Consider the following 18,424-nt stretch of genomic DNA (forward strand, 5'->3'; position numbering starts at 1 on the left):
GGAGAGGGGACCATGAGTGCCCGTTCGGCGGAAGGGGGAGGGCAGGTGCAGGTGCAGGGGCAGGGGGAGAGGGGGCAGGAGCAGGCAGCAGGGGAGGGGGCAGGGGGCAGGGGCAGGGGCGGAGCCTAACCGCGCAGCGCCTCGCCCCACGGCACACGCGCGCCCGTCTTCAGCAGCGAGCTGCGGTAGATGCGCTCGCCGACCCAGACTGCGAGCGCCGCCGTGGCGAGCAGGATCGCGAGCGAGACGAACGGCTCCCACCACTCGGCGCTGCCGAGGAAGACGCGCATCGGCATGCCGACGGGTGCCGAGAACGGCACGTAGCTCATGATCGCGAGCACCGTCGGGTTGTCGTTGAAGAAGATCACCAGGAAGTACGGGATCATCACGAGCATCGTCACGGGCGTCGTGACCGAGCCGATGTCCTCAGCGCGCGAGACGAGTGCCGCCGTCGCGGCGAAGAGCGCGGCGAGCATCACGAAGCCGATCGCGAAGAACACGACGAACCACACGACCGAGGTGCCGAGCCCGCCGAGCAGCACGCGCTGCCCCGTGAGCAGCAGGCCGAGGATCGCGAGCACCGCGATCGCGAGGATCTGCCCGAAGGCGAGCACGCTGTTGCCGATCACCTTGCCGGTGAGCAGCGCACGCGCCGACACCGTCGAGAGCAGGATCTCGACGACGCGCGTCTGCTTCTCCTCCACGACCGACTGAGCGATCGTCGTGCCGAACGTGAGCGCCGACATGAAGAACACGAGACCGAAGCCGAAGGCGACGAAGTAGGCGAGCATCGGGTCGACCGCGGCCGGGGCGAGCAGTTCGACCGTCGGGCTCACCGAGAGGGCGGCCACGACAGAGGTCGGCGCCGCCTCGAGGCCGATCACGACGATGCCGAGCGGTTCGGATGCCGCGGGGGTCACGATCGCTTCGACGTCGCCGTCGCGCAGCAACTGCTCGGCGGCGTCTTGATCGGCGACGGGCACCGCCTCGAGCGCCGGGTTGCCCGCGACGACGTCGGTCGCTCCGGCGACCACGGCCACCTTCGGCAGCTCCGACTGCGAGCCGAACACGCTGCCGAGCACGACCGAGGCGAGCACGGCGAGCATGAGCACGCCCGTCGAGATGAGGAATGCCTTGCTGCGCATGCGCATCGTGATCTCGCGGCCCGCGATGAGCCTGACGGTCTCGGCGAAGCTCGGCGTGCGATGCTCGGCCTGCATGCTCGCTGAGCCTGTCGAAGCGCGTGTCTCGGTGTTCACCGCACGACCTCCTTGAAGATCTGGGCGAGCGTCGTGTGCTCGCGGGTGAAGCTGACGACCTCGCCGCGGGCGACGGCTTCAGCGAGGGCGGCCTGCCGCGCGGCATCCGATTCGGCTTCGAAGACGGCCCAGCCGCCGTCGAAATCCGCGACCCGGATGCCGGGCTGCTGACGCAGCCAACCGACGTCGCCCGACGTCAGCAGCTCCCATCGTTCTGAGCCGTGCTCGGCGCGCAACGTGTCGCCGCTGCCGGCGGCGGCGATGCGGCCGCCCGCGATGATGACGAGGTCGTCGCAGAGGCGCTCGACGATGTCGAGCTGGTGCGAGGAGAAGAGCACGCTGGCGGATGCCGCGGCATCCGCCAGCACGCCCTGCACCGTCTCGACGGCCATGGGGTCGAGACCCGAGAACGGCTCGTCGAGCACGAGCACCTCGGGGCGGTGCACGAGCGCCGCCGCGATCTGGGCCCGCTGCTGGTTGCCGAGCGAGAGCGACTCGATCGTGTCGTTCGTACGCTCGCCGAGGCCGAGTCGCTCGAGCAGCTCGAGGGCGTTGCGGTGCGCGGCGGCCGCGCTCCAGCCGTGCAGTCGGGCGAGGTAGACGGTCTGCTCGAGCACCTTCATCTTGGGGTAGAGGCCGCGTTCTTCGGGCATGTAGCCGAAGCGGCGCCGGTCGGCGCTCGTCAGCGCCCCGCCGCCGAGGGTGACGGTGCCGCCGTCGGAGGCGAGCACGCCGAGGACGATGCGCATCGTCGTGGTCTTGCCGGCTCCGTTGCCGCCGACGAAGCCGGTGAGCCGGCCGTCGCCGACGGTGAAGCTCACGTGGTCGAGGGCGAGGCGCTCGCCGTAGCGCTTGGTGACGTCGTGAAGTTCGAGCATGGCTCCACGGTACGGATGCCGCATGCTCGCGTCATCCGTCGTGCGGGGGACTCGCGGCCGGCGACGAGCCGTCGCCGTCGGCTCGTCTCCGCACTGAGGGGGAGGGTCCTCAGTCCGACGCGCCGCGCACGAGGTACGTGGTGCCGATGTGCCCGCTGGGGTGAGCGACGGTGTGGTCGAGGGTCAGCGGTCGGTCGCCCAGGTCGGCCGGGGTGAACGGACGCCCGGCGCCGATCAGCACCGGCACGATGCGCAGGCGCAGCACGTCGACGAGTCCCGCTCTGAAGAGCGTGTCGGTGAGCGTGAGGCTGCCCCACACCACGATCGACTTCACGCGGTGCTTCAGCGCCGCGACCGCGTCGGCAGCATCGCCGGCGAGCACCTCGATCTCGCCGTCGCCCCACGGCGCTCGCTCGAGCGAGTGCGAGACGACGAACTTCGGGAGGCGGTTTATCGGTTCGGCGACGGGCTCGGCCACCGGGTCGGCGTTCGGCCAGTAGCCCGCGAACATCCGGTAGGTGTTCGCGCCCATCAGGATCGCGTCGACACCCTCGAGAAAGGCGACCTGGTCGGGGTCGGCCGGATCGACGGAACCGGCCGCGAGGAAGAAGTCCAGGCCGCCCGATTCGTCGGCCGCGTACCCGTCGACGCTGACGATCTGCTCAACGGTGAGGCGGCCCATCAGTGCTGCCCTCCGTCGGCGAGCGGGCGGTCGAGTCGCGCGTCGAGTCGCGCGTCGAGCACGTCGAACGCGCTCGCCCAGCCGTCGTAGACGTTCTCATCGCCCGGAACCCCGGCGATGCCGACGAGATGGAACGTCATCTCGGTGCGCTCGCCGAGTTCGGCCAGGGTCACGGTGACGACCGGGGCCTCGTCGTCGCCGGGCACACCCCACGTGAAGACGAGCCGCTCGGGCTCGACGACCTCGTGGTAGACGCCCGCCGTGGGATACTCCGAGCCGTCGGGCGCGATCATCGTGTAGCGGTAGCGCCCGCCGGGGCGCACGTCGAGCTCGACGCTCTCGCGCGGGGTCACGACGCCGGCGGGGTGCCACCACGCGGCGGCCTCGTCGGGGTCGGTCCACGCGCGCCACATGACCTCGCGGGGTGCGTCGAAGACGCGCGTGATGGTGAACTGCTTCGTTGCGGAGGCGGTCTGCTCAGGCATCCGTCGGTCCCTTCAACTCACGGAGTCGCTCGTCGAGCTGGTCGAAGCGCGCGTTCCACTCGCCGCGATGGCGCTCGACCCAGGCGGATGCCTCGTCGAGCGGCTCGGTGCGGAGGGTGCAGGTGCGCCACTGGGCCGTCGCCGTGCGCTCGATGAGCCCGGCGCGCTCGAGCACCTTGAGGTGCTGCGAGATCGCCGGCCGGCTCATCGCGAAGGGCTCGGCCAGTTCGCCGACGGTCGTCGGGCCGCCGCGGAGTCGCGAGAGGATCTCGCGTCGCGTCGGATCGGCGAGCGCCTGGAACACGAGGCTGAGCTCGTCGGGCCCCTGCTGCATGTAAGCAACTCCTTAATTAATGATTCGCTTACGTTACGTCGACGGCGCGCCCGCGTCAAGAGGAGAATGACGCGATGACCGACGAAGCGAGCGATGTGCGCAACCTGCAGGCGGCCCTCGACTCCTTCTCCGAGCACTGGCAGCCGCACCGCCTCGCGAGCGTGAACGACTACGACGTGAAGGTGTTCAAGGCGCAGGGCGAGTTCACCTGGCACACGCATCCCGACACCGACGAGTTCTTCATGGTCGTCTCGGGCCGGCTCGTCATCCAGTTGCGCGGCGGCGACGTCGAGCTCGGCGCCGGCGACGTCTACGTCGTGCCCAGGGGCGTCGAGCACTGCCCCCGCGCCGACGGCGAGGTCTCGGCGATGCTCATCGAACCGCGCGGCACCGTGAACACCGGCGACACCCCGAGCGAGCACACGGCGCAGCTGCGCGAGCTCGGCTGAGCGGTCGGAATTCCGCCACGATCAGCGCGGCCACCAAGCGCGGATCGCGAGCGCGACGAACGTCGTCTCGAGCAGAACGATCGGGATGATCCGAATGGCGTCGTACGGTGGTCCGAGAACGCTCAGACTCGGGATGGCGATGAGCGTGCAGACGGCGACATTGAACAGGGAACCGGCACGTGTGAACGGCCCGACGCGTTCGCGCCAGCCTGCGGGATGCCACCAGGGATACCCCGACTCACCGTCCGGTCGCACATCGGTCTGCGACCACTCGTCGCCGTCCCACCAGCGAAGGATCCCCGGCGTCTCGGGATCCGGGTGCCACCCCGCCTCTGCTCGTCCTGTTTCGGAGGTCGGGGGTGGTGCATCCAGCGCGAGTAGGTTCACCGGAGCAGTACGGAAATGTCTCGGTGCCAGCTTGAAGTCTGACTCCGACCATGCGCCGCCATCCCACCAGCGCAGCATGTCGGCTGCCTCGGGGTCTGGATACCAACCGGGTGCAGCTGTCGTGCCCTCGGCAGACGACGGTGAGTCAATCATGCAGCGAGTATGCCAGTCCAAGTTCGGTGCGACGCAGACCGGCCGCTGAGGAATCTGGTGAGGATCACAGCACGCGCAGATAGAGGATGCCACCGCCCGCACTTCTGGCGCGCATCGTGCACCTCGACGCCTCGAACGCCGCAGTCTCGCTTGGCCACGAGGCCGGCGATCCCGGTGCTGCCGTCTGACGGAGCGATCACCGTTGTGCTCGCACCACGCCATGCTCGTAGGCGTAGACGACCGCGTGCACGCGATCGCGCAGGCCGAGCTTCATGAGCACCTTCGACACATGGGACTTCACGGTCGACTCGCCCACCCAGAGCCGCCCCGCGATCTCGGCGTTCGAGAGGCCGGCGGCGAGGTGCTCGAGCACCTCTCGTTCGCGATCGGTGAGCGTGTCGAGCTCGATGGAGGTCTCGATACGCTCGCCGGCGCTCGCTACTCGACCACCGGTGGGCTCGCCGACGCTCGTCACTCGACCACTCGAAGCGCCCGCGACGGCCTCGATCACGCGCCGCGTGACATCCGGCGAGAGCAGGGCGTCGCCCCGCGCGACCACCTGCACCGCGTCGATGAGCTGCTCGGGGCTCGAGTTCTTCAGCAGAAACCCGCTCGCCCCGGCCTCGAGGGCGGCGAAGAGGTAGTCCTCGCGATTGAAGGTCGTGAGCACGAGCACGGCGGCAGCGGATGTCTCGTCGGCCGTGATTCGCCGTGTGGCCTCGAGTCCGTCCATGCCGGGCATCTGCACGTCCATGCAGACGACGTCGGGCGAGAGCGCCGCGACGGCCGCGATCGCCTCTTCGCCGTTCGCGGCCTCGCCGACGACCTCGATGCCGTCTTCGGAGTCGAGGATCGTGCGGAACCCGCCGCGCACGAGCGACTGGTCGTCGACCACGAGCACGCTGATGCTCATGCGGGCACCTCCTCGGTGCGCCGCAGCGGGAACTCCGCGCGCACGAGGTAGCCGCCGCGCACCCGAGGCCCGAGCTCGAGCCGCCCGCCGGCTGCGGCGACCCGCTCGCGCATGCCGAGTTGGCCGAGGCGGCGGCCCGAGGCATCCGCATCGCCCGACGTTCGTCGAACCGCGCCGGTGTTCGTCACCTCGACCTCGACCGACTGCTCGGCCCAGCGCACCCTGACCTCGGCGGTCGCTGCGGCGCCCGCGTGCTTGCGCACGTTCGTCAGCGCCTCCTGCGCGACGCGGTAGGCGCTGAGGTCGACGACGGCCGAGACCGGTGCGGCGTCGCCGACGATCGCGAGGGTCGTGGGCAGGCCGCTCGCCGCGCTCTCGGCCACGAGCTCGTCGAGACGGGCGATGCCGCGCGTCGAGGTGCTGGCGGTCGCGGCCAGGTCGTCGTCGAGCACGGTGGATGCCGCGGTCTCGCTGTCGCCCCGCAGGGTGCCGAGCAGCCCGTGCAACTCGTCGACGGCGTCGCGGGCGCTCGACTCGATCGAGGACAGAGCGGTCGCCGCAGCGGCCGGATCCTTCGCGAGCACGCGTCGTGCTGCGCCCGCCTGCACGCCGATCACCGAGACGTGGTGCGCGACGACGTCGTGCAGTTCGCGGGCGATGCGCAGCCGCTCGATCGCGACGGCCTGGGCCCGCGTGCGCTCGCGCTCGGAGGCGAGCTCGGCGGTGCGCTGCTCGAGTTCGGCACGCGACCGCGCCGATCGGTACGCCGTGTCGCCGAAGTACCACGCGCCGCCGAAGTAGAGCAGGTTCGTGAGCACGTTGATGAGGCCGTACGCGAGGTAGGGCGAGAGGGCTCCCTCGCGGGAGAAGTCGGGCAGGTAGTCCTGCACGGCGGAGTAGTGGATGAGACCCCAGAACAGCCACCCGAACATGCCCACGACGATGATGCCGCGCACGATCGTCGCCCGGAGGCGGCTGCGACTCCACGCGCCGACCGTGTAGATCGCGACGAACAGGCAGATGTTGCTGAAGAGTGCGTCACCGACGGGCACGATACCGCCGACGATGAAGGTCGCGGATGCCACGAGCGCCACGATCTCGGGCTGGATGCGGCGTGCTGCGAGCGGGAGGGTCATTGCGGCGACCCAGATCACCGAGCCCCACCAGGGGGTGTCTTCGCCCCATCCGGTGATGCGGTAGAGGGTCACGGTGGCTGCGGTGGCGACGGCGAGCGCGAGGGCGAGCAGCACGTCGTTGCGCAGGGCGCGGCGCCCTGGGCGCGGGCGCACCCACTCGACGCCCTCGACGACGGGCGGTGCGGTCTCGACGGCGGGCGCCGCCTCGACGAGCGCCGCCTCGACGGGCGCTGCCTCGACGGGCGGGGTCGCGGCGGTGGTCATGCCTCAACGCTAGCGAGCGGTCGCGTCGGCCGGATCCGTCGGGCGGCGGAGATCGCGCTGCGGGTCCCTGGGCTCAACTCTCGTCGAGTGCCCGCAGCCGGCCGGCGAGGAACGCCCGCTCCGCCGCGTTGTCGGTGAGGATCTGCGCCTCCTCGTACGCGAGTCGCGCCTCGCCGCGACGCCCGAGACGCCGCAGGGCATCGGCCCGCGCCGCCGCGAGGTAGGGGTAGCGCGCGAGGCGGGGGTCTGATGCGAGCTCGTCGAGTTCTGCGAGCGCGGCGGCCGGGCCCACCGCGAAGCCCAGCGCGATCGCCCGGTTGAGCCGCACCACGGGCGAGACCCAGACCTCGACCAGCAGATCGTAGAGGCCGAGGATCTCGGCCCAGTCCGTCTCCGACCACGACGGGCTCTCGTCGTGCACCGCCGCGATCGCCGCCATCAGCGCGTAGCGGCCGGGCGGTCTGGCCCGCAGCGCCTCGCGCACGAGTGCCGCCCCCTCCGCGATCGCCCGACGGTTCCAGCGCGAGCGGTCCTGGTCCTCCATGAGCAGGAGTTCGCCGTGCTCGTCGACCCTGGCATCGCGGCGTGCATCGGTGAGCACGACGAGGGCGAGCAGCCCCGCGGCATCCGGGTCGTCAGGCAGCAGCAGGCGCAGGAGGCGCGCGAGCTCCTGACCGCGCTCGGCGAGGTCGCGGCGCATGAGGTCGGCACCGAAGGGTGCGGTGTGGCCGGTCGTGTAGACGAGATGCACCACGTCGAGCACGCTCGCGACGCGCGGGGCGAGTTCGTCGGGTGCCGGCACGCGGTAGGGGATGCCGGCCGTCGTGATCTTGTGCTTCGCGCGGGTGATGCGGGCGGCCATCGTAGTCTCTGGCACGAGGAACGCGCGCGCGACATCCGCCGTCGAGAGGCCGCAGACGAGGCGCAGGGTGAGTGCCACGCGCGCCTCGACGGCGAATGCCGGGTGACAGCAGGTGAAGACGAGGGCGAGCCGGTCGTCGGGGATCGACTCGCCGGTGTCGGCGAGTTCGTCGACGGGCGGCGGCTCGGGTTCGACGAGCTTCGGCAGCGCTCGGCGCGCGGTGGCATCGCGGCGATGCAGGTCGAGCGCGCGTCGTCGCGCCGTCGTGGTCAGCCACGCACCAGGATTCGAGGGGATGCCGCGGGCCCCCCAAGTGGCGAGTGCGCCGGCGTACGCGTCCTGCACGGCCTCCTCGGCCGTGTCGATGTCGCCCGCCACCCGGATGGTGGCCGCCAGCACGAACGCCCACTCCCGGCGATGCGCCTCCGCGACCGCGGCGGCGACCTCGGCGGAGGCGGGCGTCGTGCCGGCGGCCGGCCCCATCAGCTGACCATCCGCACCGGCCGCACTTCGACCCCCGCACCGGCCGGCACCTCTGCCGCGATCGTGAGCGCCTCGTCGAGGTCGGCGGCCTCGATCAGGAAGTATCCGCCGATGACCTCCTTCGACTCGGCGAACAAGCCGTCGGTCACGACGACGTTGCCGTCGTGGTCGCGGCGCACGGTGGTGCCGACGGCGGGGGATTCGAGCGCAGCGCCGCCCAGGATCGAGCTCGCGCGGCGCTCGATGAATTCGCGGTAGGCGGGGTTGACCGTCTCGCCCTCCGACTGGGGGGCGGCTTCGTCCTGATAGATCAGGATCAGGTACTTGGACATGTCGACATCCTCTCTCCTGCGGCACCGATTCGTGCCGACACCATACCGACGCGCTCGTCGGCCGGAAATCGACAGGGCGGGCGAATCCGGTTTCCGCTTCGCCGAATTCTCCAGGTGAGCGGATGCTGCGCGCTCGAGTGCGCTCAGCCGGTCGACGCCGCCGCGCGCCGTACGTGACTGCGCGCGTGCTCGACGGCCGGGCCGAGCTCCTCGAAGAGGTGGTTCTGATGCCGGAGCGACGCGATCACGCCGACCCGCGCGGCCAGTCGCATGTGCCGGGTCTGGATGCCCTTGACGAGCACGGTCACCCCGCGTCGTTCGAGCGAGGTGATCAGTTCGGTGACGACCTGCGCACCCGTGGCGTCGAGGATCTGGAGCTGCGACATCCGGATGATGACGACCTCGATGTCGTGGATGTCGCCGACGCGCTCGAGCATGCGCTCGGCGGCGCCGAAGAACAGGGCGCCCTCGAGGCGGAACAGGGCGATGCGGTCGTCGCCCGGTTCGCTCGGCCCCGGCAGTTCCTCGCGGTGCACGCCGCTCGACCGGGCGAGGGCGCGCAGGGCGAAGAACGCCGCTGCGGCGATGCCGATGAGCACGGCGTAGATGAGGTCGAAGCTCACGGTGATGATCGCCGTGACGACGAAGACGATCGCGTCGGCCCGCGTCGACCCGACGACCGTGCGCACGGTCGCGATCGAGATCATGCGGAACGCCGTGACCATCAGCACGCCCGAGAGGGCGGCCAGCGGGATCTCGGCGACGATCGCCGCCCCGAACGAGACGATCACGAGCAGCACCGCGGCGTGCGTGATCGAGGCGAGCCTCGTGCGCCCGCCTGAGCGCACGTTCACGGCGGTGCGGGCGATCGCCCCCGTCGCCGGCATGCCGCCGAAGAAGCCGGCCGCGAGTGACGCGAGGCCCTGGCCGACGAGCTCGCGGTCGGCGTCGTACGGGCCGGTGTCGGAGATCGAGGCCGCGACGCGGGCCGACAGCAGTGACTCGATCGCGGCGAGGGCGGCGACCGCGAAGGCGGGGCCGGCGAGGCCCGCGAGCGTCGCCCAGTCGGCGCTCGGCATCACGGGTGCGGGCAGGCCGACCGGCAGCTGCCCGATCGTGTCGACCGGCAGGCCGAACACGGCCGCAACAACGCTCACGACGATGATCGCGACGATCGAGCCGGGGAATCGGGGGTGGATGCGCGGCGCGACGAGCATGATCGCCGCCACCACGGCGACGATGCCGAGGCTCCACGCGAGCTCGGGCAACGCGGCGGTGGGAATCGCCTCGGCGGCGGCGACCGCGGCGTTCGGGCTCGGGCCGGGGGCGACGCCGAGCGCCGCGGGCACCTGCTGCAGGAAGATGATCACCGCGATGCCGAGCGTGAAGCCCTCGATCACCGGCCACGGGATGTAGCTCACCGCGCGGCCGAGTCGCAAGACGCCGGCGGCGAGCACGATGAGTCCGGCGAACAGGCAGACGACCGCGAGCACGCCCATGCCCTGCGCGGCGATGATCGGGCCGAGCACGACGACCATGGCGCCGGTCGGACCCGACACCTGCACGTTGGAGCCGCCGAACACCGCGGCCACGAACCCGGCGACGATCGCCGTCACGAGCCCCGCCTCGGCGCCCGCGCCCGAGCTCACGCCGAACGCGAGGGCGAGCGGCAACGCGACGATGCCGACCGTCAGGCCGGCGGCCAGGTCACCGCGCCACGTGCGGCGAAGGTCGCGGTAGTCGGATGCCGCGGGCGCGAGCGTGCGCAGGCGGCGCGCGGCCCGGCCCCACCGAGACGAACTCATGACGGCACGCTCACCGGCGGGATCTCGGGCAGCCCGCCCTGCTCGACGAGCTGGCGCTGCGTCGTCTCGAGGATCTCGCCGAGCAGCGCTCGGGCGACGCGTAGCAGATCGGCGACCTGCGGGTACGCCAGCCGGTAGTACACCTGGCTCGCTCGGCGTTCGCCGACGACGAGCCGGTTGCGTCGCAGCACCGCGAGGTGCTGCGACAGGTGGGAGGCCTCGAGCGAGGTCGCGGCGATGAGCTCGGAGACGGACGCCTCGGGCGCGGCCGAGAGCACCTCGAGGATGCGGATGCGGATCGGATGCGCGAGGCCCTTGAAGAGTCCGGCCTTGACCTCGTACAGCGGGCGGTTGGGATCGGAGAGCACGCGACCTCCACGGCTTTGCGGATTGATGAAACCATCATCCCACGGATGTCGCTGCACGGGCGATTCCGATCGTGCTGCTCGTGCGCATGCGGAAGCCCGCGCCGTTCACGCGGCGGTTCTGAACACTCGCGGTCAGCGGGCGGCGGCGGGCGCCCTCAGGCCGCGACCGCGACCCCGAGCACGTCCTCGATCACGCGATCGAGCCCGGCGAGCCCCTCCGATGCCGCGATCTCCGCGCCGATGCGCTCGCTCGCCACGCGATAGCCGGGCTCCGCGAGCACTCGATCGACGGCCGCCCGCACCTGCTCGGGCGACGGCCGGTTGGTGCGCAGGTTCACGCCGACGCCCGACCACTGCACGCGCGCCGAGACCTCGATCTTGTCCTCCGTCATACCGGCGACGACGAGCGGCACGCCGTGCTCGAGCGCGTAGTGCACGCCGCCGTAGCCGCCGTTCGACACCATCACGTCGGTCAGCGGCAGCAGCCGGTCGTAGGGCAGAAACTCTGCGACGCGCACATTGCCGGGCAGCGGATGCCGCAGGCTCGCCGCATCCCGACCGCCCGTGCTGACCACGACGAGGGCGTCGGAGCCCGCGAGCCCCGCGATCGTCGGAGCGATGAGCTCGTCGAAGTCGGTGTTCGCGATCGTGCCCTGGGTGACGTGCACGACCGGCCGTGAGCCGTCGAGCTCGTGCCACCATTCGGGCAGCGGGTGATCGGATGCCACCGTTCGCGAGACCGGCCCCACGAAGCGAATGGATGCCGCGAGCTCGCGCCGCGGGTATTCGAAACCGGGCACGGTGAACTGCACGACCGCGTCGGCGAGGGCCGCCGAGTTCAGGAAGAAGGCCTCGAGCCGCTCGCCCGTGCGTTCGAGCACGAAGTGCTCGGCGGCGCGCTGCACGCCGCCGAAGACGAGGTGCTTCGCGACGATGCCGAGGGCGGCATTGCGGATGCGCCCGGCCATGCCGGGCTTCGGCAGCACCCCGAGGCCGAACGGCGCGGTGTCGACGCTCTCGATGCCGAGCGGGAAGATGCCGAGGTTCACGGTCTTCGGCCGCGCGTACGCCGGGCGCGAGAGCAGCCCGAGCATGCCGAGGAAGAGCCCCTCGAACAGCACGACATCGGTCGAGGCCGCGAGCAGCGCGTCATCGACCGCGCGCAACTGGCTCGCGGCCGGCGCGAGGAAGATCGTCGACATGTCGTAACGGATGCCGTCGGGGCCGGTGCGGCCGACGCGGCCCGGGAAGGCGGTCTCGAGGTCGCGATCGTCGAAGTCGGCGTCGGCCGGCAGCGCGAGGAACTCGGCGCCGGTCTCGCGAACCGCCGAACGGAAACGGGAACCGGTGAGGAACCGCACCCGGTGGCCGCCGATCACGAGATGGCGGGCGACGGCGAGCAGAGGGGCCACGTGGCCGTGCACGGGGGTGCTGGCGATGAGGATGGATGACAAGAGAACTCCAATAGACTTGATGTGCCTTCCAGAGTATTCACTACCCCGATAGGATAGTCAATATGTCCACCCCGATCGACCCGTCCAAGCCTGCGCCCGCGCGCAGCTATCGATCGACCCTCCGTGCCGAGCAGGCGGCGGCGACCCGACGCCGGATCCTCGCCGCGGCCGGCGCGAGTTTCGCCTCGGCCGGATACGCGGGCACCTCGCTCGCGGACATCGCCCACGCGGCATCCGTCTCGGTCGAGACCGTGAAGCTCAACGGCCCCAAGCGAGAACTGCTGCTGGCGTCGTTCGAGCAGGCGTTCGCCGGCGACGAGGGGCACGAAGGCATCAGCGAACGCGAGGTCGGCCGTCGCATCGTGGAGATGCGCGACCCCGACGAGCTGCTCGCCGCCTGGGTGCGGTTCGTCGCCGAGGCGAACGCGCGCGCCGGGCGGCTCTGGCGCAGCCTCGTGAGCGCCGGCACCTCGGACCCGCTCGTGCGCCAGGCATTGGATGCGCAGCAGGTGCGCAGGCACGCCGACTTCCGTGCGGCGATCGATCTCTTCATCGAGCGGGGGATGCTTCGGGCCGACGCCCTGGGCGAAGACGAGCGCGACCGGCTCGCCGACGTGCTCTCCTTCATCGCCTCGCCGGAGGCGTACGAACAGCTGGTCGAGGGAGCCGGCTGGAGTCAGCCAGAGTTCGAGCGCTGGCTGATCGGGGCGGTCACGTCGCTCGTGCTCAACTGAGCCAAGTGGGTATCGTGCGAACGCTTGCCTCAGGGAAGATATCTTCCTATTCTTTTCACCATGGCGCGCAGACGTGAAGGAAGACTCGTCGACCTCGAGGTCGACATCCTCGCCGCAGGCATGGAGCTGCAGGGCGACGTCGGCGAGTTCTACGGCTTCGCGCTGGCCAAGCGCATCGCAGAGCGTACGGATGCCGCTGCGCTCACCGCCCACGGCACGCTCTACAAAGCCCTCGCCCGACTGAGCGAGCGGGGTCTGCTCGAATCCGCCTGGGAGGACGTTGCGATCGGTGCCGCCGAGGGGCGCCCGCGGCGCCGCCTCTATCGCATCACCGGCGCCGGTGAGCTCGCGTACCGCAGCGAGCTCGACGCGCGCCGGGTCACCGAAGCGACGGGCAAGGCGGCCTTCGCATGACCGCGGAGCGCGTCACCGCCGCGCCTCGTGAGCCGGCGGCATCCGCTCGGCTCGTTCACCGCAGCGACCGCGCTGTGCTCGCCTGGGGCCGCTGGTACACCAGCGACCTGCCCGACGAGGTCGCTGCCGACCGACTCGCCGAGCTCGAGTCCGACGTCTTCGAGGAGCGGGCGGCCGCAGCATCCGACCAGGCGCCGGGCGGCGCACGCGGCGCACGCGGCGTCGGGCGCTCCATCATGCTGCGGGCGATCCGCGGGGTTCCGGCCGATCTCGCGTGGCGGTTCGCCCGGCTGCGCGGGGCGGCCCTGACCGCGCCGAACGGCTCGTTTCCGCTCGTGATGCCGGCGCTCGCGCACCTCGCGACCGCGCTGCTGCTCGCCTGGGGCGTGCTCGTCGTCGTGCGCGTGGGGGCGGGTCTCGCCGACGGCTCGTGGTCGGGCGCTTGGGATCTCGTCGCCTCGGGGGTCGTGGGGCTCGGACTCGCACTCATCGGCTCGGCGCTCACGCTCATGCCCCAGGCGCGCTGGCTCGGCGCGCTCTGGCTCGCCGCCGCGAGCTACGTGCTGCTTCGCTACGGCATGTACGCGCTCATCGCCACGAGCACCACGCTCACCGAGTTCTACACCTCGTCGCTCAGCCAGGCGATGCTCATCAATCGCGTGCTGACCGCGGCCGGCGTGCTCTTCTTCGTCGCGATGGCCGCCTGGTGGCTGCCGGCGGCCGAGGGGCTCTGGGCGTCGCGACGCCGACCGTCGACACGACGCCGACCCCTGGGCGACCCCGCATCGCCCCTGCCCGCACCCACCCTGCCCGCACCGGAAGGAATGACCGCATGAACGTGCAACGCATCGCCGCGATCGCCGCGATCTCGGGCGCCGTGCTCGGCGGCGCCTCCATCGTCGCGCTCGGCGCGGCCGCCTACGACGCAGGTCGGCCTTCGGCCGTCGCGTCCTCGGCGAGCGGCGCGGGCGACGCCGGTGACCGCGCCGACGGCGCCGACCCGCGGGCCACCGCCTCGACCACGACCGCCGGTCTCGGCTCGGTCGGGCAGATGCCGGCAGAGCCGGGCACCGGCACCATGGCGGCCGACTACAACCCCTACCTCGACCCGCTGAACGACCAGTACGTGGCCCCCGAGGCGCGGTCGGAGTGGCTCGGCAAGCAGCTCGTCATTCGCGACTGCATGCGCGCGGCGGGCTTCGAGTACCTCGAGTGGCAGTGGTGGCTCGGCGGCAGCCCCCAGCCGAAGGGCCTCGACTTCGAGACCTCGGTGCTCTGGACGCAGGCGCTGTACGGCCCGGATGCGGCGAACCCGAGCGCCGGTTGCGCCGGAGTGGGCAACGCGGCCGAGGCCGAGGCCCGGGCCGCGGGGCATCCGCTCGGTGCATCCGAACCGGCCGCCGACCCGGCGCTGCCGACCGAGCGCCAGAACTGGCTCGACTTCCAGCAGCTCGTGCGCGAATGCATGGCCGAGGCCGGGCACGAGTACCTCTACTGGGAGTGGTGGAACCCGGCGGCGCAGTCGGCTGAGCCCGCCGGGCTCAGCGACGACGAGCGCGCCGCGTGGCGGCTCGCACTCGACGGCAACGCCGGTGGCGGCGCCGCCTACCGCTGGGAGGATGCGGGCTGCTGGGGCCGGGCCGTGCACGAGTCGGGCAACGACAACATGCACTGAGCCGGCACCGTCACGCGCTGAGCAAGAGGTACGGGGCCCAGCGGATGCCGCGGCTCAGGCCTTGGCGCCCTTGACCTTCTCCTTGAGGAAGATGAGGGGCAGCAGCCACGTGCCGAGCGCCGTGATGATCCAGACGGTGAGCGTCGCGAGGATCCAGGTCACCCAGCCGTCGATCGTGATGCCGCCCGGGAAGAGCGACGCGATCAGCAGCGCCACGAACGTCGAGACGAGGCCGATGCCGCCGAGGATCGCCGAGGCGTGCTGCCGGGCGACATTGAAGATGAACGGGCCGAGCACCGCCTGGGCGATCGTGAAGACGAGGATCGCCACGAGGAACCCGCCCCACTCGATGTGGAAGTCGGGGAGGATCCACGACGCGATGAGCAGGCCGAGAGCGGCGGTCACGAGCGAGATGGCCGTGCGGATGAGGAAGCGGATCATGCCGCGAGCGTAGCGCTTCCGTCGACGGAACGTCAGGAGGAGGATGGGCGGGTGAGCGAGCCGATGGCGGTCAATCACGCCGCCCGCCGGGTGCAGGCGGCGTACTTCACGCTGCTGATCGGCAACACGCTCGCCGCTTCGTTCATCTGGGGCGTCAATACGCTGTTCCTGCTCGACGCCGGCCTCTCGAATTTCGAGGCGTTCGCCGCGAACGCCTTCTTCTCGGTGGGCATGGTGATCTTCGAGGTGCCGACGGGGGTCGTCGCCGACACGCTCGGCCGGCGGGTCTCCTACCTGCTCGGCACCGTCACCCTCGCCGTGACGACCGCGCTCTACTACCTGCTGTGGGTCGGGCACTCGCCCTTCTGGATGTGGGCGATCGTCTCGGTGCTGCTCGGGCTCGGGTTCACGTTCTTCTCGGGCGCCGTCGAGGCATGGCTCGTCGACGCGCTCGCCGCGACCGGCTACACCGGCGGGCTCGAGCGGGTCTTCGGGCGCGGACTCGCCGTCTCCGGCGCGGCGATGTTCATCGGATCGATCGCGGGCGGCGTCGTCGCGCAGGCCACGAACCTCGGGGTGCCGTTCCTGATCCGCGCAGGCATCCTCGTCGTCATGTTCGTCGTCGCCGCCATCGTCATGCACGACCTCGGGTTCACACCGGCGGGCCGGGCGCACCCGATCGCGGCGACGAAGGAGGTGTTCAACGCGTCGGTCAAGTACGGGCTCGGGCGGCCGCCCGTGCGTTACGTCATGTTCGCGTCGTTCTTCACGACGGGCGTCGGCTTCTACGTCTTCTACGCGTTGCAGCCCTATCTCGTCGAGCTCTGGGGCGACACCGGCGCCTACTCGATCGCGGGTCTCGCGGCGGCGATCCTGTCGGGTTCGCAGGTCATCGGCGGTCTCGTGGCACCCTGGGTGCGCCGGTGGTTCCGCAAGCGCACGACCACCATCATCTTGAGCCTCGTCGTCTCGAGCCTCGTGCTGCTCGCCCTCGGCGTGACGCGTGACTTCTGGATCGCGCTCGTGCTGCTCGTGCTCTGGGGACTCGTCGACGCGGCCGCCGGCCCCGTGCAGCAGGCGTACCTGAACGACATGATCCCCTCGCAGCAACGCGCGACCGTGCTCTCGTTCGACTCGCTGCTCGGCAGCACGGGCGGCGCCGTCATCCAGCCCGTGCTCGGCCGCTCGGCCGACCTGTGGGGCTACCCCGGCTCGCTCATGCTGAGCGGTGGCATCCAGGCGCTCGCCGTGCCGTTCCTGTGGCTGAGTCGCCGACAGGGCTCGCCGGCGGATGTCGCGACGGGCGAGTCGACCGGTTCGCCCGAGTCGCCCGGCTCACCCGACGAGATCACCGAGCAGGGCCCGCCGATCGGGTGACGCAGCCCTGGTCGGTGCAGAGCAGCAGCCGGCCGGCAGGGTGCCCAATTCGGGGGTCATGTAGCATGGTTCGGACACGCCCGAGCGGCCCGAGCGGTCGTTCCCGAATCGCGGCGGGAGGTGCCCGATGCGGAAGACCGTCATTCTCAGTGCCGCCGTCGCGGCGCTCTTCATCGGCTCGATCTTCGTCGGCGTCGCCGCGGCGACGACGGGTGCGCCCGCCCTCTACGACGCGCGTTCGCCGCGACCCGTTGCGACGGGCGCCGGCGACCTCGTCGTCGAGGCCGGCGGGGCGCAGGGCGACGGCCGGCAGGCCGTGGCCGACGGCGCCGACACCGACGACGCCCCGTTGCCCGGCTCGCCGACATCGCCGAAGGCGAGCCCGGCCCCGACGCCCGGGCCGACCCCCGCACCGAGCCCCACGACGCCGGTGCCCGATCCGATCCCCACGGCCGACGAACAGCAGGCCTGGCTCGGCTTCCAGCAACTCGTGCGCGAGTGCATGGCCGAAGCCGGCCATGAGTACCGCGAGTGGACGTGGTGGACCACCGAGCCGCGCAATCCGAGGTCGACGGCGCCCGCGATGCCCGAGGGCCTCACCGCCGAGGCCGAGGCGGCTTGGCGACTCGCGCTCGAGGGCGACGGCGGCGAGAACGACGGATGCCTCGGCGAGGCCGTGCGCGCCGACCAGGCGAAGCCGGTCGTGCCGCCGAAGGCGCCGGCACCCCCGCCTCCGCCGCCGACCGCGACGCCCGACGCCGGGGCGGCGACGCCCGATGCCGGGACCGCGACGCCCGACGTGCCGGTCGAATAGGGCGAGTTCAGGCAGGCGCGTCGACGCAGGCCGACAGCGCCTCGACGTTCGAGTCAGGCAGACAGGGTCTCGACGCGCCCGTTCAGCCCCGCGGCATCCACGCCCCAGAGCTCGATGACGGATGCCGCGAGCCGGTCTTCGAGGCCGGCGAGCGACTGCACGCGGAAGGTGACCGCAGCGCCGCCCCCGTCCGGACCCTGAGCCCGTCGAGCGGTGTCGAACCCCTGTGCGAGCGAGCGCATCCACGACTCGCTCGCCGCCTTGATCGCCGTGTAGTTCGCACCGCCCGCGGTGGGCCGTTCGACGGTCGTCGACGAGACGATCGCGATGCGGCCGGCGGGGGAGGCGACGAGGTCGTCCCAGAAGGCGCGGCTCACGTAGCGGAGCGCCGTGAACGAGCGCTCGAGCACGCGGTAGTCCTCTTCGGTCTGGCCGGCGATGCCGCCACCGCCACGCCATCCGCCGATGAGGTGCACGACCCCGTCGACGTCGCCGACCCGCGCGTGCACGCGCATCGCGAGCTCGAGCACGTCGTCGCCGTCGGTGAGGTCGGCGCGTTCGCCGATCACGCCCGGCAGCTCGGCTTCGAGGGCCTCGATGCGGCCCTCGTCGCTGCCGACGGCGACCACGCGGGCGCCCGCATCGAGCAGGGCGCGGGCGACCGCCCGGCCGGAGGTGCTCGTCGCTCCCGCGATGAGCACCGTGCGGTTCGCGAGATCGGTCAT

The 18,424-nt window shown here is 71.4% G+C and carries 22 protein-coding genes; 7 read left to right on the forward strand and 15 right to left on the reverse strand.

Annotated features, from left to right (window positions below; all coding sequences use genetic code 11):
* Positions 1-125: 125 nt before the first annotated feature.
* From ACWGST_RS10225 to ACWGST_RS10245, 5 genes are all read right to left on the reverse strand, one after another.
* On the reverse strand, positions 126-1,259 hold the full coding sequence (locus tag ACWGST_RS10225) for an ABC transporter permease (protein WP_452046553.1): 1,134 nt from the start codon (positions 1,257-1,259) through the stop codon (positions 126-128).
* Positions 1,256-2,137: an ABC transporter ATP-binding protein gene (locus tag ACWGST_RS10230; protein ID WP_452046554.1), complete on the reverse strand. Its 882-nt coding sequence runs from the start codon at positions 2,135-2,137 to the stop codon at positions 1,256-1,258. Before ACWGST_RS10230 ends, ACWGST_RS10225 begins: the two co-directional genes overlap by 4 nt.
* A gap of 109 nt (positions 2,138-2,246) precedes the next feature.
* A complete protein-coding gene (locus tag ACWGST_RS10235; protein WP_452046555.1) occupies positions 2,247-2,819 on the reverse strand; it encodes a dihydrofolate reductase family protein in 573 nt (190 codons plus the stop codon).
* A complete protein-coding gene (locus ACWGST_RS10240; protein ID WP_452046556.1) occupies positions 2,819-3,304 on the reverse strand; it encodes an SRPBCC family protein in 486 nt (161 codons plus the stop codon). The genes ACWGST_RS10235 and ACWGST_RS10240 overlap by 1 nt, the downstream gene beginning before the upstream one ends.
* Positions 3,297-3,638: an ArsR/SmtB family transcription factor gene (locus ACWGST_RS10245; protein ID WP_452046557.1), complete on the reverse strand. Its 342-nt coding sequence runs from the start codon at positions 3,636-3,638 to the stop codon at positions 3,297-3,299. The genes ACWGST_RS10240 and ACWGST_RS10245 overlap by 8 nt, the downstream gene beginning before the upstream one ends.
* Before the next feature lie 74 nt (positions 3,639-3,712).
* Between ACWGST_RS10245 and ACWGST_RS10250 the strand changes: the two genes are divergently transcribed.
* Positions 3,713-4,087, forward strand: coding sequence for a cupin domain-containing protein (locus tag ACWGST_RS10250; protein ID WP_452046558.1), 375 nt, complete (start codon positions 3,713-3,715; stop codon positions 4,085-4,087).
* A 21-nt stretch (positions 4,088-4,108) separates the two neighbouring features.
* Here the strand turns inward: ACWGST_RS10250 and ACWGST_RS10255 are convergent, their stop codons facing one another.
* The 8 genes from ACWGST_RS10255 to ACWGST_RS10290 all read right to left on the reverse strand — a co-directional run bounded on the left by ACWGST_RS10255 (position 4,109) and on the right by ACWGST_RS10290 (position 12,244).
* Positions 4,109-4,849 (reverse strand): DUF2510 domain-containing protein, encoded by a 741-nt coding sequence (locus ACWGST_RS10255; RefSeq protein WP_452046559.1) that lies wholly within the window; start codon positions 4,847-4,849, stop codon positions 4,109-4,111.
* Positions 4,824-5,540: a response regulator gene (locus tag ACWGST_RS10260; protein ID WP_452046560.1), complete on the reverse strand. Its 717-nt coding sequence runs from the start codon at positions 5,538-5,540 to the stop codon at positions 4,824-4,826. Before ACWGST_RS10260 ends, ACWGST_RS10255 begins: the two co-directional genes overlap by 26 nt.
* Positions 5,537-6,940, reverse strand: coding sequence for a sensor histidine kinase (locus tag ACWGST_RS10265; protein WP_452046561.1), 1,404 nt, complete (start codon positions 6,938-6,940; stop codon positions 5,537-5,539). Before ACWGST_RS10265 ends, ACWGST_RS10260 begins: the two co-directional genes overlap by 4 nt.
* Positions 6,941-7,013: 73 nt before the next feature.
* Positions 7,014-8,285 (reverse strand): RNA polymerase sigma factor, encoded by a 1,272-nt coding sequence (locus ACWGST_RS10270; RefSeq protein WP_452046562.1) that lies wholly within the window; start codon positions 8,283-8,285, stop codon positions 7,014-7,016.
* Positions 8,285-8,617, reverse strand: coding sequence for a YciI family protein (locus tag ACWGST_RS10275; RefSeq protein ID WP_452046563.1), 333 nt, complete (start codon positions 8,615-8,617; stop codon positions 8,285-8,287). The genes ACWGST_RS10270 and ACWGST_RS10275 overlap by 1 nt, the downstream gene beginning before the upstream one ends.
* Before the next feature lie 143 nt (positions 8,618-8,760).
* On the reverse strand, positions 8,761-10,422 hold the full coding sequence (locus ACWGST_RS10280) for a SulP family inorganic anion transporter (protein WP_452046564.1): 1,662 nt from the start codon (positions 10,420-10,422) through the stop codon (positions 8,761-8,763).
* A complete protein-coding gene (locus ACWGST_RS10285; RefSeq protein WP_452046565.1) occupies positions 10,419-10,790 on the reverse strand; it encodes an ArsR/SmtB family transcription factor in 372 nt (123 codons plus the stop codon). Before ACWGST_RS10285 ends, ACWGST_RS10280 begins: the two co-directional genes overlap by 4 nt.
* 155 nt (positions 10,791-10,945) lie before the next feature.
* Complete coding sequence (locus ACWGST_RS10290) at positions 10,946-12,244, reverse strand: glycosyltransferase (RefSeq protein ID WP_452046566.1); 1,299 nt, start codon at positions 12,242-12,244, stop codon at positions 10,946-10,948.
* A 62-nt stretch (positions 12,245-12,306) separates the two neighbouring features.
* Between ACWGST_RS10290 and ACWGST_RS10295 the strand changes: the two genes are divergently transcribed.
* Genes ACWGST_RS10295 through ACWGST_RS10310 form a run of 4 tightly spaced genes read left to right on the forward strand, consistent with a single transcriptional unit; the run spans position 12,307 to position 15,067 of the window.
* On the forward strand, positions 12,307-12,978 hold the full coding sequence (locus ACWGST_RS10295) for a TetR/AcrR family transcriptional regulator (protein ID WP_452046567.1): 672 nt from the start codon (positions 12,307-12,309) through the stop codon (positions 12,976-12,978).
* A gap of 60 nt (positions 12,979-13,038) precedes the next feature.
* Positions 13,039-13,392 (forward strand): PadR family transcriptional regulator, encoded by a 354-nt coding sequence (locus ACWGST_RS10300; RefSeq protein WP_452046568.1) that lies wholly within the window; start codon positions 13,039-13,041, stop codon positions 13,390-13,392.
* Positions 13,389-14,228: a hypothetical protein gene (locus tag ACWGST_RS10305; protein WP_452046569.1), complete on the forward strand. Its 840-nt coding sequence runs from the start codon at positions 13,389-13,391 to the stop codon at positions 14,226-14,228. The genes ACWGST_RS10300 and ACWGST_RS10305 overlap by 4 nt, the downstream gene beginning before the upstream one ends.
* A complete protein-coding gene (locus ACWGST_RS10310; RefSeq protein ID WP_452046570.1) occupies positions 14,225-15,067 on the forward strand; it encodes a hypothetical protein in 843 nt (280 codons plus the stop codon). The genes ACWGST_RS10305 and ACWGST_RS10310 overlap by 4 nt, the downstream gene beginning before the upstream one ends.
* Before the next feature lie 54 nt (positions 15,068-15,121).
* On the opposite strand, the gene ACWGST_RS10315 is transcribed toward ACWGST_RS10310, so the two are convergent.
* Positions 15,122-15,508 (reverse strand): phage holin family protein, encoded by a 387-nt coding sequence (locus ACWGST_RS10315; RefSeq protein ID WP_452046571.1) that lies wholly within the window; start codon positions 15,506-15,508, stop codon positions 15,122-15,124.
* A gap of 63 nt (positions 15,509-15,571) precedes the next feature.
* On the opposite strand from ACWGST_RS10315, the gene ACWGST_RS10320 reads away from it, so the two are divergent.
* Both ACWGST_RS10320 and ACWGST_RS10325 read left to right on the forward strand, forming a co-directional pair.
* Entirely contained in the window at positions 15,572-16,885 is a 1,314-nt protein-coding gene (locus tag ACWGST_RS10320; protein ID WP_452046612.1) for an MFS transporter, read from the forward strand.
* A 127-nt stretch (positions 16,886-17,012) separates the two neighbouring features.
* Positions 17,013-17,699 (forward strand): hypothetical protein, encoded by a 687-nt coding sequence (locus ACWGST_RS10325; RefSeq protein WP_452046572.1) that lies wholly within the window; start codon positions 17,013-17,015, stop codon positions 17,697-17,699.
* 53 nt (positions 17,700-17,752) lie between these two features.
* On the opposite strand, the gene ACWGST_RS10330 is transcribed toward ACWGST_RS10325, so the two are convergent.
* The gene (locus tag ACWGST_RS10330) at positions 17,753-18,424 is read right to left on the reverse strand and encodes an SDR family NAD(P)-dependent oxidoreductase (protein ID WP_452046573.1); all 672 of its coding nucleotides are present in this window, start codon (positions 18,422-18,424) and stop codon (positions 17,753-17,755) included.

The sequence above is a fragment of the Agromyces sp. NPDC055520 genome, assembly GCF_053619715.1.

What these genes read in the sequence shown, in the direction of transcription:
- ACWGST_RS10250 (WP_452046558.1), top strand. Translation starts at nt 3,713, where the DNA reads ATGACCGACGAAGCGAGCGATGTGCGCAACCTGCAGGCGGCCCTCGAC.
- ACWGST_RS10270 (WP_452046562.1), bottom strand. Translation starts at nt 8,285, where the DNA reads ATGGGGCCGGCCGCCGGCACGACGCCCGCCTCCGCCGAGGTCGCCGCC.
- ACWGST_RS10300 (WP_452046568.1), top strand. Translation starts at nt 13,039, where the DNA reads ATGGCGCGCAGACGTGAAGGAAGACTCGTCGACCTCGAGGTCGACATC.
- ACWGST_RS10255 (WP_452046559.1), bottom strand. Translation starts at nt 4,849, where the DNA reads ATGGCGTGGTGCGAGCACAACGGTGATCGCTCCGTCAGACGGCAGCAC.
- ACWGST_RS10295 (WP_452046567.1), top strand. Translation starts at nt 12,307, where the DNA reads ATGTCCACCCCGATCGACCCGTCCAAGCCTGCGCCCGCGCGCAGCTAT.
- ACWGST_RS10280 (WP_452046564.1), bottom strand. Translation starts at nt 10,422, where the DNA reads ATGAGTTCGTCTCGGTGGGGCCGGGCCGCGCGCCGCCTGCGCACGCTC.
- ACWGST_RS10235 (WP_452046555.1), bottom strand. Translation starts at nt 2,819, where the DNA reads ATGGGCCGCCTCACCGTTGAGCAGATCGTCAGCGTCGACGGGTACGCG.
- ACWGST_RS10325 (WP_452046572.1), top strand. Translation starts at nt 17,013, where the DNA reads ATGCGGAAGACCGTCATTCTCAGTGCCGCCGTCGCGGCGCTCTTCATC.
- ACWGST_RS10330 (WP_452046573.1), bottom strand. Translation starts at nt 18,424, where the DNA reads ATGACCGATCTCGCGAACCGCACGGTGCTCATCGCGGGAGCGACGAGC.
- ACWGST_RS10260 (WP_452046560.1), bottom strand. Translation starts at nt 5,540, where the DNA reads ATGAGCATCAGCGTGCTCGTGGTCGACGACCAGTCGCTCGTGCGCGGC.
- ACWGST_RS10245 (WP_452046557.1), bottom strand. Translation starts at nt 3,638, where the DNA reads ATGCAGCAGGGGCCCGACGAGCTCAGCCTCGTGTTCCAGGCGCTCGCC.
- ACWGST_RS10240 (WP_452046556.1), bottom strand. Translation starts at nt 3,304, where the DNA reads ATGCCTGAGCAGACCGCCTCCGCAACGAAGCAGTTCACCATCACGCGC.
- ACWGST_RS10310 (WP_452046570.1), top strand. Translation starts at nt 14,225, where the DNA reads ATGAACGTGCAACGCATCGCCGCGATCGCCGCGATCTCGGGCGCCGTG.
- ACWGST_RS10315 (WP_452046571.1), bottom strand. Translation starts at nt 15,508, where the DNA reads ATGATCCGCTTCCTCATCCGCACGGCCATCTCGCTCGTGACCGCCGCT.
- ACWGST_RS10275 (WP_452046563.1), bottom strand. Translation starts at nt 8,617, where the DNA reads ATGTCCAAGTACCTGATCCTGATCTATCAGGACGAAGCCGCCCCCCAG.
- ACWGST_RS10305 (WP_452046569.1), top strand. Translation starts at nt 13,389, where the DNA reads ATGACCGCGGAGCGCGTCACCGCCGCGCCTCGTGAGCCGGCGGCATCC.
- ACWGST_RS10265 (WP_452046561.1), bottom strand. Translation starts at nt 6,940, where the DNA reads ATGACCACCGCCGCGACCCCGCCCGTCGAGGCAGCGCCCGTCGAGGCG.
- ACWGST_RS10320 (WP_452046612.1), top strand. Translation starts at nt 15,572, where the DNA reads ATGGCGGTCAATCACGCCGCCCGCCGGGTGCAGGCGGCGTACTTCACG.
- ACWGST_RS10230 (WP_452046554.1), bottom strand. Translation starts at nt 2,137, where the DNA reads ATGCTCGAACTTCACGACGTCACCAAGCGCTACGGCGAGCGCCTCGCC.